Source organism: Telluribacter roseus, from assembly GCF_017355915.2.
Taxonomy (GTDB): domain Bacteria; phylum Bacteroidota; class Bacteroidia; order Cytophagales; family Spirosomataceae; genus Telluribacter.
In genome coordinates, this window is record NZ_JAFEUV020000022.1 from 19486 (window position 1) to 35584 (window position 16099).

Consider the following 16099-nt stretch of genomic DNA (forward strand, 5'->3'; position numbering starts at 1 on the left):
GAGCTATTTAAATAATAGTATTGAATAATATAGAGAATATCACATTTATTGATAGGTGAATTAATTTGTAAACTTATGTCAGTCCGATAAGAGTCAAGGACTAGCACCTTAACTGTCTTCTACGCTACTCGGACTGACAAATCTAGTCGCATACATTGCATACTTTACAGCTCTATTTACTTACATATAATAATTACTAACAGTTAATTATTTAGTGTATTCATAGTTGGCTCCCAACAATGTAGCGCTATAAAATATATTATTAACGTATGGGTTTTAGCTTAGTTGTATTTTTAATAACGTTGTTTATTTAAGAGATCAACAGCTTAATTAGTCGATTTCTATATTTGCTGGTGGTAAGTGCAGAAAGCTGGTTTAAACGTCATTACACACTTAAGTGTAGATGGTCAGTAGACTCAGTTTATGCCGTAAAATTGGCGGGTTAGATTGGTAAAATTTCTGACGTCAGAATTACGAAGCGTGCTAATTTGCTCTATCCGACCAACTAAGCTTTCTATAATTTATAAGCTTCCGAATTTTATAAGTAATTCTTGATTTGGTTAGTCGTTTGAATATCTGAATACTTCATGTTAAATATATGATACTCATGCTATTGACCTTACCTGCTGCACATTCTTATTTGCCTGTTTAGTGGTTAATTAGGCCATGTCAGAAGGAGAGGGTGCCTATTTAAAGTCGGATTATAAAGCATTGTGGGCACTTTTTGAGCTTTAAGAATAATAATGGCCTTAGATATGGCTAAAAAGTCTGCTAGCTATATACAGTGAATGTAGAGGTGATGTAATTTGGTTGGTGCGCTATTCAGTACCTATCAAGCAACTTAGTTGTATTATAACCATATATGTTGCTCGGATTAATACCGCTAGATAATATTTCCTTTGAGGGAGATATGTGTTTTTGTAAGTTCGTGTACTATACACACTAATGTCAAAGTCATGAAAGCACCTGTCTTCCTATTAAGGCGTCTGCCTGCTACTAACATAAAATACTGCAAGAAGGATTAGATTCAACTCTGTTTGATTTACGCTATTTTATGGATAGATAAATTCAGGCATACTGCACCAATCTGAATATAAAGTCAGATACATTCCAGACTTTTTGTGTAGATATATATATTCCTTGTGCGATGGTAGGTTTATAGCAATGTTCTACTAAATAATTTCACATCAAACTCAAATTCTTTATCTATGGTTATTATGACGAATTACGAAATAATAAAGCACCATCGTTTGAAAGCGGGGATAAGCCTTGGACAATTAGCAAAAGCGACAGAACTGGATAAAGGAGGGCTCTCTAAAATTGAGAATGGGAAGTCGAATCCAACCGTTAAGACGCTAGCGAAGGTTTGTAAAGTACTGAACCTAAAAGTAGAGATTGTTGAGAATACAGCCGAGTAGGTGGCCGAAGCCCTTGCATATGCTGTCACATAATAGATGTATTTAATGTAGTGAGCGTATAGTAAGGCAGTAGCTCCTTTCAAACAGTCTGAAGAAGACTGCGGTAGTACAATGTCAGCTGTCTTTCGTCCAGAGTAAGATATTGATCAGACAGGGTACTGAGAGTAACCAGTTGTAAGTGGTTGCTGCTGGCTATATGCATATGCTATAAAACAAAAGAATCAGCAGCTAAAAACCGCTGATTCTCTGACACTATACACACTATATTGTTAGTCGTATATCGAGCAAGTTTCGTGCCAGAATTTATCGAGATTTTAATGAAAATAGGCTGAGAATACTGTAAATACGGTATTGTGCATAGTAGCACAAACCTATACATTTGTTATAGGCCTTCTGGCATAATATCCACACTATTATTAGTTGTTACCGAGAGCATCCTTTACTTATATATGTAAGTCTTTGGATTTTTGGTCAACCTCAGTACCCTATTGCTACAAAACAGCCCTCCACCACGTGGAGGGCTGTTTTGCTTATAAGTATTTTGTGATGATAATCTGGAGGAAGCAATAAATATATATGTAAGAATAATACAGGTAAAAGGTAAAAGATAGGTGGAAGACTCTTTAACGTAATACTTTGGGTTAGACGCACCAGGTTTCTTCCCAAATGTGATGTTGAGCATAATAGAGTTAGTCACCTATTTCCCCTTTACCTACTGCTTATGAAAAAGAACCATTGGCTGGCTGGCAGTCTGGTAGCGGCTGCTTTTCTAGCCGTAACCTGTACCCGCTCCGTCACTACCTCCCAGCAGGGGCAGACGAGTACTATGATTCCGGAAGAATCGGGCTTTGCCTCACCCCGGACCGTTGACCAGAACCCCTCCCCTTTACCGCTGACACCTGAACAAAGCCTCCGGTCATTCCGACTGCCGAAGGGCTACCGTATGGAACTGGTGGCCAGCGAACCCATGGTGACCGAGCCGGTGGCCATAGCATGGGATGGTAATGCCCGTATGTACGTGGCTCAGATGGAAACCTACATGCAGGACGTAGAGGGTACTGACGAGCATACAAACCGTAGCCGGATCATGCTGCTGGAAGATACTGACAACGATGGTAAAATGGATAAGAGTTCGGTATTCATAGACAAGCTGATGCTGCCCCGCATGATATTGACGGTAGGAAATGAGCTGCTGGTTAACGAAACTGATACCTACGATATGTATGCTTATAAAGATACCGATGGCGACGGTGTGGCCGATCAGAAGCGGCACGTGTACAAGGTAGGTCGTAAAGCGCCCGGTAACATGGAGCACCAGCGCAGTGGCCTGGACTGGAACCTCGACAACTGGATTTATGTGACGGTGGACCCGGTTCGATTTAAGTACAAGAACGGCATGATTCAGGCTGACTCGCTCCTGAGCGGCTCCAACGGACAGTGGGGCCTCACCCACGATAACTATGGGCGGATATTTTTTAGCCGGGCCGGCGCTGAGAATGCGGGTATCGGTTTTCAGATCAACCCGAGTTACGGACAGCTGGATTTCAAGGACGCGTACGACGAGGAGACTTTTGGTCCCGTATGGCCTATTATCAAGACGCCCGACATTCAGGGTGGGCTGAAACGACTGCGTCCCGATAGTACCCTCAATCACTTTACAGCGGGTAATGGACAGTCTATTTTCCGCGGCGATCGCCTGCCCAAAACGCTGGTGGGTGATTACCTCATCAGTGAGCCGGTAGCCCGTATCATCCGTCGAGCCAGGGTGGTCAATAAAGCCGGAAAGACTACGCTGGAAAATGTCTATAATCAGGAGGAATTTATCGCTTCGTCTGACATGAACTTCCGGGCGGTCAATACCTACACCGGTCCTGATGGCTGCCTGTACATAGTAGATATGAATCGGGGTATTATTCAGGAAGCTACTTGGACCGGCAAGGACAGCTACCTGCGCCCGCAGATCCAGCGACTGGGCCTGGACAAGAACAAGCAGCGCGGACGCATCTACCGGTTGGTGTACGAGGGCATGGAGCGCGGCCCTAAGCCCCGTATGCTGGACGAGCCTACAGCTAAGCTGGTTACCTACCTCAACCACCCCAACGGCTGGTGGCGTGACAATGCTCAGAAAGAAATAGTACTTCGTGGCGATAAGTCGGTGGTACCGGCCTTACGGCAAATGGCTCTGGGACAAAAAGGTACCTTACCCCAAACTCCTTCCGCGCTGGGGCAGCTCCATGCTTTGTGGACACTCGAAGGGCTGGAATCAGTTGACAAAGATCTACTATTCCAGCTGATGCAGGCGGAAGATGCGCAACTCCGTAGAGCCGCTATATGGAACTCTGAGCCCTTCCTGAAGAAAAACGACGAAGAGGTACTAGGTAAGCTGGCGTCCATGAAAGCAGATCCCAGCTATGATGTACGTATCCAACTACTGCTGTCGCTGGACCGGAGTAAGTCGCCTAAGGCCAGGACCATTGCGAAGGATCTGCTGGCTATGAATGCAGATAATGAAATGCTGACCAGCGTTCAGGCTAGTCTGCAGAAGAATGAAGATGTCAGAACGTACGGAGCCCGGCTAGGCGCGCTGGATGCTGCCACTCGTAAGATGGTGATGGAAGGGGCTACTACCTTTAAATCCCTCTGCGCTACCTGCCATGGTGCCGAAGGCAAAGGATCACCTACAAACCTGGCGCCGGTACTGGCGGGTAACTTCCGGCGTATGACACCCAAGAAGAACGAAGAGATCAAGATCCTGCTGCACGGGCTAACCGGGCCGGTAGAAGGTAAGACCTATCCGGATATGATGCCGCCGATGGGGGGCAACAGTGATGAATGGATTGCGGCTGTACTTAGCTATATCCGATACGATCTGGCCCTGGCCGGTGCCGGTTTTCCAGGTCGGGTGAATCCGGAGTACTTAGCACGGATCATAGTGAAGCCCGAAGAAGTAAAAAAAGTGAGGGAAGAAACGGCCGGTCGTACTACTCCCTGGACCTGGGAGGAGCTGGATAAGCCTATCAAGTAGATCCATTGCCATGAAAGAAAGAGGCACTACCCGACAGATACGGGTAGTGCCTCTTTTTTATTATAACTCATGTTTGTTATGACTCCTGCACTTCAGCATGCATCATCTGTCGTTTTTTCTCCGGTTTGCTTTCCTTTCGGTAAGCCAGGTAGAACACCTGCGGAAGTACGATCATAGATAGCAGCATCAGTATGGGTAAGCCACCGACAATCATAACGGCCAACGGTTTCTGGATTTCAGAGCCCATCCCGGTAGAGAGCGCCGCTGGCAGGAGCCCCAGAGACCCCATTAGGGCTATCATAAGTACAGGCCGGATCCGGTTGAAAACACCACTGTATATAGCGTCTTTTAACGGCATTCCCTTAGTAAGGTTGTCCTTCATGGTAGCAATAAGAATAATACCGTCAATGGTGGCGACCCCAAACAGGATAATGAATCCGATACCGGCTGAGATACCAAAGATGGTGCCACTGATCCAGAGGGAAATAAACCCACCAATAAAGGCAAAAGGCAACGTAATGACAGAAAGCAGGGTATCTTTCAAGTTGCCAAAGTTTAGGTACAGGAGGAAAAAGATCATGAGCAGTGAAACCGGCACAATGAACATGAGCTGTCTGGTTGCTCTTTCCTTACTTTCAAATTCTCCCGCCCACTCCATTTTATAGGACCCCGGCAGATCAATCGTTGTAGCCACTTTTCGCTGTGCCTCCTCAACAGCACTACCCAGATCCCGGCCGCGTATCGAGAAGCCTACGGCTATGTAGCGCGAGTTGCCTTCCCGATAGATAAAGGCCGGACCCGTTTTAAACTGAATATCAGCAATCTCGTATAGGGGTACTTTGGCGCCCTCTGCCGCCGGAATAAGAATGTCGCGTATCTCTTCCTCCGACTTCCGGAAGTTCTCCTTAAAGCGGAGCCGTATGTCAAAGATCCGTTCGTTCTCGTAGTAGTGGCTGGCGGCTTTTCCACCTACAGTCATTTCAACTACGGCCTGGGCATCAGCCATTGATACTCCGTAGCGAGCCATTCGCGACTCATTCAGCTTGATGGTCAGCTCCGGGAGACCGATGTTCCGGAAAACAGTCAGGTCCTCGATGCCCTCTACATCCTGGATAGAGCCAGCGACCTGATCCGCAAGATCTTCCAGCTTGTACAGGTCATCTCCGAAGATCTTGATTACCAGGGAACTCTTTACCCCGGCTACGTATTCCTCCACGTTATCCTGTATAGGCTGGCTGAAGGCGAATGTAACGCCCGGATATATACCCAGTGCTTTTTCCATCTCGGCGATCAGCTCCTCCTTGCTGAGGCTACGTTCCCACTCTTTTTCGGGGGTGAGCTGCACGTGAAACTCATTATTAAAGAAACCGGTAGGATCCGTTCCGTCATTGGGACGGCCCGTCTGTGACAGAATGAACTTGACCTCCGGGAATGTCTGTAATTGCTGCTTCATCTCATTGGTCAGTCGTACCGACTCCGGAAAACTTACACTGTTGGGTAGGGTCGCCCGTATATAGATAGCTCCTTCGTTGAGCTTAGGAATAAATTCGGAACCCAGGCTATTGAAGAAAGCGCCGCACAGTACCAGCAATCCTACAAAGAGAGCAATGGTGAGCGTTTTGAACCGGTACCCCCATTTGAACATCACAAAGATAACGTTGCGGAAGAGGTTGGTAATGGGGTTTTCGCGGTCTACCACATTCTTGGACAAAAGTACCTTACAGAGTGCTGGTACCAGCGTAAGGCTTAGCAGGGTGGCTCCCAGCAGGGCATATCCGTAGGTAAATGCCAGCGGAGTAAACATCTTTCCTTCTACCTTCTGGAAGGTAAAGATGGGTAGCAGAGCCACAATCAGGATGATCTGGGCAAAGAAGATGTGCTTGGCTACGCTGGCGGAACTGCGTTTGATGATACCCAGCTTGGATATTTTGTTAAAACGCTCCATACCCAGTGTCCGGGCTTTATCGTCAAGGCCCACAAAGATCCGTTCTACCAGTACCATGGTTCCTTCCAGCAGCAGGCCAAAGTCCATGGCCCCGACCGAGATCAGGTTGGCGGGCAAGCCCTGCAGTCGGAGCAGGGTCAGGGCGAACAGAAACGCCAGTGGAATTACGACCGCGACTACGACCGTAGTGCGCCAGTTGAACAGGAATATAAATACAATGACGGATACCAGAAAAATCCCTTCTACCAGGTTATGGGTAACGGTACTTACCGTAGCGTCCACCAATTCGTTCCGATCTAGGAAAGGCACGATCTTGACATCAGTGGGTAGGATCCGGTCGTTGAGATCATCGATGCGCTCTTTTAGGCGCTCAATCACTTCACTGGGGTTTTCACCTCTCAGCATCACCACAATTCCTTCTACGAGGTCTTTCTCATCGTTGAGGCCCACCTGTCCCAGACGCGGCTTGGCCGAGATGGTCACATCCGCGACGTGCTTAACCAGAATGGGAGTAGCCCCACGTACCTCGATCAGGACGTTCTCAATGTCTTCAACACTCTCCAGCAGACCTACCCCACGCACTACGTAGGCCTGGTCGCCACGCTGAATGACATCACCTCCTACGTTGACGTTGCTCTTCGAAACTGCCTCAAATACATCCAGGGGTGACAGGTTGTAGTTAGCCAGCTCCGTAGGGTTTACCTGGATCTCGTATATTTTCTCCTCACCTCCGAAGCTCACCACATCGGCCACACCCGGAACCGATACCAGTTCGCGCTCAATCACCCAGTCCTGAATGGCGGTGATCTCCTTAATGGGGCGGTCACTCTTCACTACGTACCTGAATATCTCACCGGTAGCACCGTAGGGTGGTTCTATTTCGGCTTCGGCGTCTTCGGGCAGGTCTACGCCCTGAAGCCGATTGGCCGCGTACTGCTGGGCGTAAAAGTCTTCGACCTCATCCGTAAAAATAACCGTGACTACCGACAGACCAAAAAGCGATATGGACCGGACCTGCGCTTTGCGGGGAATGGTATTAACGGCTTTGGTGATAGGTAGCGTGACGAATTTTTCTACTTCTTCGGCGCTGCGGCCGGGCCATTGGGTAATGATACGCGCCCGTGTGTTGGTCACATCAGGAAAAGCCTCAATGGGCGTATTGATATAGCTAATGATACCACCAACTAATAATACGCCTGTCATAAAAAATACCAGAAGGGAATTCTTTAATGAAAAGGCGACAATCTTCTCTACTAGCTTTTGCATGTTGCCTCCTACTTCTTAGCGTTTTGTAATTCTTCAAATATCAGGAGGTGGTTCTGAGCTATGATTTTTTCACCGTTCTGTATACCTCCCGAAATAAATATGTCCTGATGGTCCCTGGTCAGAATCTCTACTTCACGCGCCTCCAGCTGACAATCCGAGCCGTATACCACCAAGTAGTTCCGGTTATTGCTGAAGATGAGTGCCTTCTGGGGGGCAAGCAGGGCCTGAGCAGTTGTCTGTTTTTTGGCAATTACGTCTATGAACATACCGGGCTTGAGTTTCAGAGCCTGGTTATTCATCACAATCCGAGCCTTCAGTACCTTCTCGTTGGCGTCAAATACCTGCGATAGGGCCTGGATGGTACCACTGAATACTTCACCGGGATACGCGGTGGTCTGCAGCGATACAGGCATATTCGTTTTGACAAATTCCAGATCACTGGCGTACACATTGGCCGTCACCCACACCTGATTCAGGTCCGAGATAGTAAAGAGAGGCTCCCCCTCGGCTGCGATCTGCATACCATCGTTGATATTCTTATTGACAATAAAGCCACTGGCCGGAGCCTTGATCTGGAATACGTCACGCTGTTCGCTGGCGCTGAACAAGGCCAGGTTAGCCCTTGTCTTTTCGAGTTCGGCTCTGATCACGCTCTCTTCACTTTTGGCTTCCAGTAGAGCTTTCTCGGAAGCAATACCGTCTTCAAACATCGACTGCGTAGCCTGCACATTGCGGACAGCTACCGTCAGGCGCGACTCGAGGCTCTTACGCTCCGACTCCAGCGAGCTTAGCTCAACGCTGCGTATTTCGGCCAGTACCTGGCCTTTCTTTACCTGATCACCGAGTGAGAAGTACGTTCTGGTAATAACACCACCTACCAGGCTTATGTAATGGAGTACACGGTCGGGGTTATAATCCACCTTGCCGGATAACCGCCGCGACTCCGTTACCGGGGCCATATGTACGGTATCTATTACTAGCCGTTCTTTCAGGCCCGCCGGAACACAGTACGTTTTTTTCTCAAGGGGTGCTTTTTGGGTACCTTCATTTTCACATCCGGCTCCCAGTAGCAGGAGACCGATCAGGAAACTGGCATTCCCTATTTTGATATAAGGAGGAAGTATCATAGTATTTGTGGATTACTAGTTAGTGATTAATGGTAGTTTAGGCTTGATTATAGCTCGGAGCCAATGATGTACTGTAGCTCTTCGTACGTCTGACTGAGTTCTTTTCGGGTTGTAATGATCGTTCGCTTATTATCGAGGTAGGCTTCAAAGAAGTCCAGGTACTCCAGCATGCTTACGTTCCGGTTGCGGAAGTTGGTTGTGTAGCTACGCAGGAGCTGATCCAGCTCACCCTCATAGGCGGGGTCAATGGAGTTGTAAAAGCTGAGGTTGGTCTGCAGGTTCTTGAAAGAGTTCACAACTTCAGCCTCAACTTGCTTTACCTTGTCGTTGCGCAGGACACCCGCTCTCTCCAGGCCTAGTTGGGCAAACTTGATATTACCCTGGTTCCGGTTGAATACAGGCAGGTCTACTGATACCCCGAAGCCAACGAAGTTCTTGAGGAAGTTACCTCCCCGGTCGTAGTTGACGCCCAGCGTCAGGTCAGGCTTGCGCAGGGCTTGCTGATACGACAGTTGGCGGTTCTGGAAGGTCACTTCCTGCCGGGCCAGGACCAGGTCGGGACGGGAGCTAAGGGCGCGATCCAGCAGACTGGAGGCACTGATGCCTTCCAGCCGGGCCAGATCAGGTACAAAGTCGGCCGTATCCAGGACGATGTAGGCCGTGGCGGGCAGGTTCAGCATCACGATGAGCTCCCGCTGGATGTCATGTATCTGCTTTTGCAGATCGACGCTTTCGTTGGTCAGCTCCAGTACCAGTGCTTTCAATCGCACTACCTCAGCCCGGTTGATATTGCCGATCGTAGCCTGGCGCTCATAAGAAGCCAGAAGTTGCCGGATTTGTGAGATCTGGCTGTCAAATACCGTTTGATACAGCTGCAGGTACTGTAGCTCCACCAGCGATCGCCGTACTTCTACTTTAAGATTCCGCAGCAGTTCCTCAAAATAAGAAACGGACATATCGCGCGAGACCTCTTCGATGGCGATCAGCTTGCGGCGCTTGCCGGCAGTGAGTAGTACCTGCTCCAGCTGAATGGCAACCTGCCGGTTTCTGCCGAAGTTGCTGAAGTAGGGAGGTAGCTCTTCCCCCAGCGATAGCTGGTTGGGCGTAGCCCACAGGTTCACCTCCTCAACCGTAACCGATGGATTAGGCCACAGCCGGGCCTGCATGACCAAAGCCTCCGATTGCTGAATATTTAACCTTTCGGCAAGTAAGAGCAGGTTTTTCTCGAGGAAGAGCTTTTCGGCCTGCGGTTTGGTAAGGTGTAAAGTATCGGTACTGGTTTGTAGACTTTGGGCGCTGAGTGTTCTGGTACTAACTGCCAGAAACAAAAAGAATACACTAACTAAAAAATGGGATGGTTTCATTCTCTAAGGATATTATAGCGGCAAAGCTATAATCCCAACCTTAGAGCCAGCTCAACGCTACATTAGAAGTAGCTTAGAGCCGGATTATATGTAGCTTAGAATACTCCCTAGAACTGTATACCCACTCGGGTACTTTGATCTGGGGTACTTTGGATAGAGATGCTAGCCTGGCAGAAGTCCACGATCTGGCGCGTGAGGGCCAGTCCTATCCCATGCCCCGGTACCGACCTGGCATTGGAGCCCCGGTAGAATAGGGTATATACCTGATTTAAGTCCGCTTCCGCTATACCCGGCCCATTATTCTCTACCACCACCGCCGGACGCCCCTCCTCTATACAAATGGATAGCGAGGGATTACCATTCTGAGAGAACTTGATGGCATTATCCAGAATATTCAGCAGCGCGGTAGATAGCAGCTCACGGTGCGATACAACTTCCAGCAGAGGCTCCTGTTCCGAGCTGACATCCAGCGAGGTATGAATAATAGAATCGGGGTACTTAAATTTCAGCTTTTCCAGTACATCCCAAACCAATTCATCAATCCGAAACGGCACCGCAGGCATCCGTTTGCTGCCGGTATTAAGCCCGCTGATCAGGAGCAGCCCATCTATAATGGCCCTGATATCATGGGTGTCCCGTACGATTTTCTGTAAGGCCTGCCGGTACTCCGGTACAGTATGCGAATGATCCAGGGTTACTTCGGCCTGGCCTATAATAGCGGTTAGGGGGGTCTTGAGCTCGTGGGAGATGTTCTTAAGGAACATTTTCTGGTTATTCACCTCTTTCTCCAGCCGCTCCAGAAACATATTGAGTGTACTCGTCAGAAGGCTGAGCTCATCATTAGTACCGGGCATAGCCGGAAGCCTGGCGTTGAGGTTGTCGGTAGATATGGCGTTAACTTTCTGCAGGATCTGGGAGAATGGCCTGAAGGTACGGTTAGCTACCAGTATATTGAGCAGGTAGTTGAGAGCGACACCTATGACGAAAAATAAAATGAGGTAGTTTCGGAGGTTGTTGATCTGGTCAATCCCCCTTCGGTTAATCCCTGACGTGACGATGACAAAATCTCCTTCGTTGTCGTGATAGTAAACACCTAAGAACTGGCGCTGTCCTATCTTGAACTCGTCCTTTTTTCGCTGTCGTATCTGGTTCAGTAGCCTATCACTGAGCCTGATTTCGGGGTGGGTCTCTACGAACGTATTGGTATTGCTGGCGTCGTAGATCTGTACGATTTCTTCATTAAGCGGCTGCCGGTACTTCCTTTCGTAATCCTGATACGTATGCTTGCTCACTTCATCTTTTTCCAGGAAGAAGAAAGCCGTAGTCAGAGCCCGGTCGTTGAGGCGTGTATAGTACCCTTGTGAGATGTATTGGCTGAAGAAGTAGTAAGTACCTGAGAAAACAAACAGCAGGGTAAGCGCACATACCAGCGTCGACCGTAGAGCCAGTTTCCGTTTAAGATTCATTCGGTTTGAGTTTTAGCAGGTAACCTCTACCCTTTATTGTGTGGATCAGCTTGTCTTCAAAATCCTTGTCGATCTTGTTGCGGAGGTAGTTGATGTACACTTCCACCACGTTGGTGCTGCTACTAAAATGTATATCCCATACCGACTCCGCAATCTCCACTTTGGAGAGTACCCGTTCGCGGTTACGCAGCAGGTATAGTAGTAAATTAAACTCCCGGGGGGTCAGATTTATTTCCTTTCCGCTCCGGGTTACCCGGTTTAGCTCTACATCCACTTCCAGATCAGCATATTTATTGAATTCAAATACTCCTTTTTCCAGTTGCTTACGGCGTAGCTGGGCGTTGACCCGGGCTAAGAGTTCCCTGAAATGAAAAGGCTTGGCTATGAAGTCGTCGGCTCCTGCTTCCAGGCCCTTTATCTTCTCTTCGTAGTCACCCAGCGCGCTCAGTATAATGATGATGGATTTGATATTGCGCTTGCGCGTAATCTTGCATACCTCATAGCCATCGATATCCGGGAGCATGATATCCAGTATAATAACGTCGTAGTCGTTGATGCTGATGTTAGTTATGGCTTCGTAGCCGGTAGTAACAGCATCAACCAGGAATCCTTTTTCTACCAGACCTTCTTTGATGAAGGAGGCAACCCGATCGTCATCTTCAACCAAAAGGAATTTAACCATAGTCAGTATAATTACAGGTCTACCCTAATACCCATCATCCGCATTAGTTCGCTGGCGTTGAAGCTCTGGCAGATGCCTCCGTGAAGCTTATAGTCAAAGGTCAGCTGCCCATCCTGTACGTCGGAGCGGAAGTGGAAGTTATGCACATAGGTCTGCGTAGCGCCCCACTGCCCCAGTTCAAGGTCATGCGTGGACACCAGCCCAGCTGACTGCTTGGGGTGGAGCTGGCGGATCAGGGCCTCGGCGCCCCGGTGACGGTCGGCGGAGTTGGTACCTTTCAGGATTTCGTCTAATAAATATAATACAGGTACCTGCGCGTCTTCGGCCAGCACCAGAAGCTGCCGCAGGCGCTTCAGCTCCGCGTAGAAAGAAGAGGTACTCTCTTCCAGCGAATCCTGTGTGCGCATACTGCTGAATACCTGCACGGGGGTACAGACAAAGCGCTGAGCGGACACAACCGCCCCTAGCTGCGCCAGTACCAGATTAAGACCTACTGTACGCAGAAAGGTACTCTTGCCGGACATGTTGGAGCCGGTGATGAGCATGGTCTGCCCGGTACCTTTGAGGCTGAAGTCGTTACTCACGCGCTTGTCGGCGGGTATGAGCGGATGCCCCATGGTATCAGCTTCAATGTGTACGGTAGTTTCGGCCAGTAGGTGTGGCTCGGTATAGTCAGGATTGGCGAAGGCAAATCCGGCCAGGCTGTTGAGAGCCTCAGCATCGGCGAGGGCTTCGAGCCAGGCGTGTAGCTGAGTACCGTACTGCTGTTTCCAGCGCTCAATAGCCGCCAGACAGTGCAAGTCCCATAAGAAGGGCAGGCCTACCAGTAGCACAAAGAAGGGATGGTGGCGGTAGTCCAGGCGGGCAAACCAGCCGCCTAGTGAGCGCAGTGAAGTAGACGCTTCTTTGATGGCAGACTGCCGCTCCGCCCACCAGGGCGATTGGTACGGCGCCGTTTCGGCCAGGTGTAGTAGATCAGCGTAAGCCAATAGGGTATGTCCGAGGGAGGTAGTGCGGTTAGTCAGGGACTGGAGCTGATCATTGAATCGCTTAAGAATAAAGCCGTGCGCGATCAGGCTCGGCCAGAACGGCCAGCCGGGTAGTACTCCCGTAAGAGCCAGTACGCCCAGCGTCAGCGTAACGGCCGGCCACCACCGCCAGCGAAGGGATTGCTGCAAGGGAGCCGCCAGCGGCTCATTTACCCACGTTCGTAGTTCGCCCACGTGCTGAGCAGCATGCTCGTGCAGTAGCGCCGTAGCCTCCCATTGTTGCCGCCACTCGGCCTCTTTTCTGAATTCGGCGGCCGCCACCTGACGGCTCGTTACCTCTTCCAGCGGGGCATGTTGGGTGAGCCATTGCGCCAGACGGCGACTACCTTCGGCGGTGCGGGTGCGGTTGAGGAGGCGGTAGAGGCTATGCTTCCCAAATATATCCAGATCCGTAGCGTACGGGTGGTCCCGCTCCTGGTACTGCTCGCCGGTATCTTCTCTCTTGAATTTGAACGAGAGCCGGTCCAGCTCGTCTTCGTTGATGCGCTGGAGGTTGCGCTGGAAATCACGCTGAATACGGGCGGCCTGCTGCCGACGCATCAGTACCAGAAAGATAACCAGAGCTATCAGCGTCACTCCTCCCCAAATGGAGTCGCCGCTCCGGTTCCACGCCCAGGCCGAGGCTACACCTACTACAAAGGCCGTAAGGCGGCCAATGGCGAGGCTATTAAACTGCCGCTGGGCTTTGGCTTCGGCTTCGCGGGCTTCCTGTAATTGCGTCTCAAAAAAAGTACGGGGAGAGGTCATGGCTATGTACAAAGTGTATGATGGGCAAAAATAGAAAGGGCTGGGTACTACGCCAGCCCTTTCGAACGATTTATACTGCTAAAAATAACTATCTCAGAACGAACAGCTAGTAGCTAACTACCGATAGCTACTCTATGAATGGCTCTCTGCCGTTTCAAACTGCAGCTTGATCAGGTTGGCGTACAGGCCATCCTCGATCATGGCCAGTACCTCGTGTGAGCCGGACTCCACGATCTGTCCCTCCCGGATTACGTAGATGGTATCTACCTTGCGTATCGTAGCCAGACGGTGGGCAATCACAATGGTAGAACGGTTTTTCATCAGCTCGTCCAGGGCTTCCTGCACCAGCTTCTCCGACTCGGCATCCAGTGAGCTGGTAGCTTCGTCCAGGATCAGAATCTTAGGGTCTTTCAGAATAGCGCGGGCAATGGCAATGCGCTGACGCTGTCCGCCCGATAGTTTGATACCGCGCTCCCCTACTACCGTCTGAAACTTCTCGGGGAAAGACTCAATGAATTGAAGCGCGTTGGCTTTGCGGGCCGCTTCCCTGACCTCGGCTTCGGTAGCATCGGGGCGACCATAGGCTATGTTTTCGTAAATAGTACCTCCAAACAGCATCACCTCCTGTGGTACTACGGCAATGTTACGGCGTAGCTCCGTCAGTTCGTAGGCTGATATCGGACGTCCATCAATACGTACCTCGCCGCCCTGCGGCTCATAAAAGCGCATCAGCAGTTGTACAATAGTAGATTTTCCCGCACCGCTGTATCCGACCAGTGCTATCTTTTCACCCGCGTTGACGTCAAAGCTAATCCCTTTAAGTACCTGTACATCCGGGCGGGACGGATAGGCAAACTGCACGTTCTGATAGCTGATCTGGCCCTGTACTGTATTCTGTTGTGCCAGGGCAGGAGTTGTAGTAATATCCACCTCCGAAGGCTCTGCTAGGATCTCCAGCAGGCGCTCCGAGGCGCCGATGGTCTTGTTGATCTGAGCGTAAATATCGCCCATACCTCCGATGGCTCCTCCGATAAAGGCAGTGTACAAGGTAAAGGTAAACAGATCAGATATACCCATCTCACCCGCCTGCACCAGTGAAGCACCGTACCAGATTACCCCCACAATACCTCCGGTAAGAGCGAATATGATAAAGGAGACAAAGCCACCGCGGAAGGTAGCGGCACGAAGTGCGTTGTCCACTACCCGGCCCAGGGCCGTCTGGTAGCGGGCTACTTCCAGGCGTTCGTTGGTGAAAGCCTTTACGATATTCACCGACTGCAGGGTTTCTTCCACGATCACGTTGGCGGCAGCCAGTTCATCCTGTGCTTTTTTGGAGAGCTTACGAATGTAGCGGCCAAATACCATGGCAGCAATTACCAGTACCGGAAACGTAGCCATCATGAATACGGTCAGCTTCCAGGAGGTATAGGAAATAAGTACCACCCCTGCGAGCAGAGTAGCCATCTGCCGGAAAAACTCGGCAACGGTAAATGATAGTACATCCTGCAGTTGGGTAACATCAGATGTAATGCGGCTGGTGAGCTCACCCACGCGGCGCTGCTCCAGAAATACCACGGGCAGTGTGATGATTTTACTGTATACGTCGCGGCGTACATCGGCCATGGCCCGCTCACTGACGCGGGCAAACAGGTAGATGCGCAGAAATGCAAAGACCGATTGAAATACCAGCAGGACGATCAGGAGAGCAGTAATCTGATTGATGGTATAGGATGACCTGCCTTCAATAACCTCAACAATACTACCTACCAGCTTAGGAAAAGCCAGCGAAGTACCCGTAGACAGGATCAGGAAGATAAAGCCTACGATAAACAACCCCTTGTACGGGAGTGTATACCTGAAAATCTTGAGGGTATTCTGTATGCCCTTCCAGCTTATTTTTTTTGCGGTGACCGAATCATCATCGTCGTCTAATCGTCTTCGTTTTGCCATGTTAGTAGAGAAGTCTTTGTAATCTTTTGGTCACTCGTTAGCCGCTGTTGCCCGTACGAA

Annotated in this window: 9 protein-coding genes; 2 read left to right on the top strand and 7 right to left on the bottom strand. The window is 49.8% G+C overall.

The genetic code is table 11. The features are described 5' to 3' along the window. Positions 1-1217 precede the first annotated feature (1217 nt). Both JTN23_RS24310 and JTN23_RS24315 read left to right on the top strand, forming a co-directional pair. Entirely contained in the window at positions 1218-1418 is a 201-nt protein-coding gene (locus JTN23_RS24310) for a helix-turn-helix domain-containing protein (protein ID WP_247237717.1), read from the top strand. Positions 1419-2139: 721 nt separating this feature from the next. Next, the gene (locus tag JTN23_RS24315; protein WP_247237718.1) at positions 2140-4443 is read left to right on the top strand and encodes a DUF7133 domain-containing protein; all 2304 of its coding nucleotides are present in this window, start codon (positions 2140-2142) and stop codon (positions 4441-4443) included. Between the two features lie 76 nt (positions 4444-4519). Here the strand turns inward: JTN23_RS24315 and JTN23_RS24320 are convergent, their stop codons facing one another. From JTN23_RS24320 to JTN23_RS24350, 7 genes are all read right to left on the bottom strand, one after another. Next, positions 4520-7654, bottom strand: coding sequence for an efflux RND transporter permease subunit (locus JTN23_RS24320; protein WP_247237719.1), 3135 nt, complete (start codon positions 7652-7654; stop codon positions 4520-4522). Between the two features lie 8 nt (positions 7655-7662). Then, complete coding sequence (locus JTN23_RS24325; protein ID WP_247237720.1) at positions 7663-8781, bottom strand: efflux RND transporter periplasmic adaptor subunit; 1119 nt, start codon at positions 8779-8781, stop codon at positions 7663-7665. 47 nt (positions 8782-8828) lie between these two features. Further along, positions 8829-10145: a TolC family protein gene (locus JTN23_RS24330; RefSeq protein ID WP_247237721.1), complete on the bottom strand. Its 1317-nt coding sequence runs from the start codon at positions 10143-10145 to the stop codon at positions 8829-8831. A gap of 107 nt (positions 10146-10252) precedes the next feature. Further along, a complete protein-coding gene (locus JTN23_RS24335) occupies positions 10253-11611 on the bottom strand; it encodes a sensor histidine kinase (RefSeq protein ID WP_247237722.1) in 1359 nt (452 codons plus the stop codon). Beyond that, positions 11601-12293, bottom strand: a complete 693-nt coding sequence (locus JTN23_RS24340; RefSeq protein WP_247237723.1) for a response regulator transcription factor — start codon at positions 12291-12293, stop codon at positions 11601-11603. Before JTN23_RS24340 ends, JTN23_RS24335 begins: the two co-directional genes overlap by 11 nt. Positions 12294-12304: 11 nt before the next feature. Beyond that, entirely contained in the window at positions 12305-14089 is a 1785-nt protein-coding gene (locus tag JTN23_RS24345; RefSeq protein ID WP_247237724.1) for a MutS-related protein, read from the bottom strand. Between the two features lie 132 nt (positions 14090-14221). Next, a complete protein-coding gene (locus tag JTN23_RS24350; protein WP_247237725.1) occupies positions 14222-16039 on the bottom strand; it encodes an ABC transporter ATP-binding protein in 1818 nt (605 codons plus the stop codon). Positions 16040-16099: the final 60 nt, after the last annotated feature.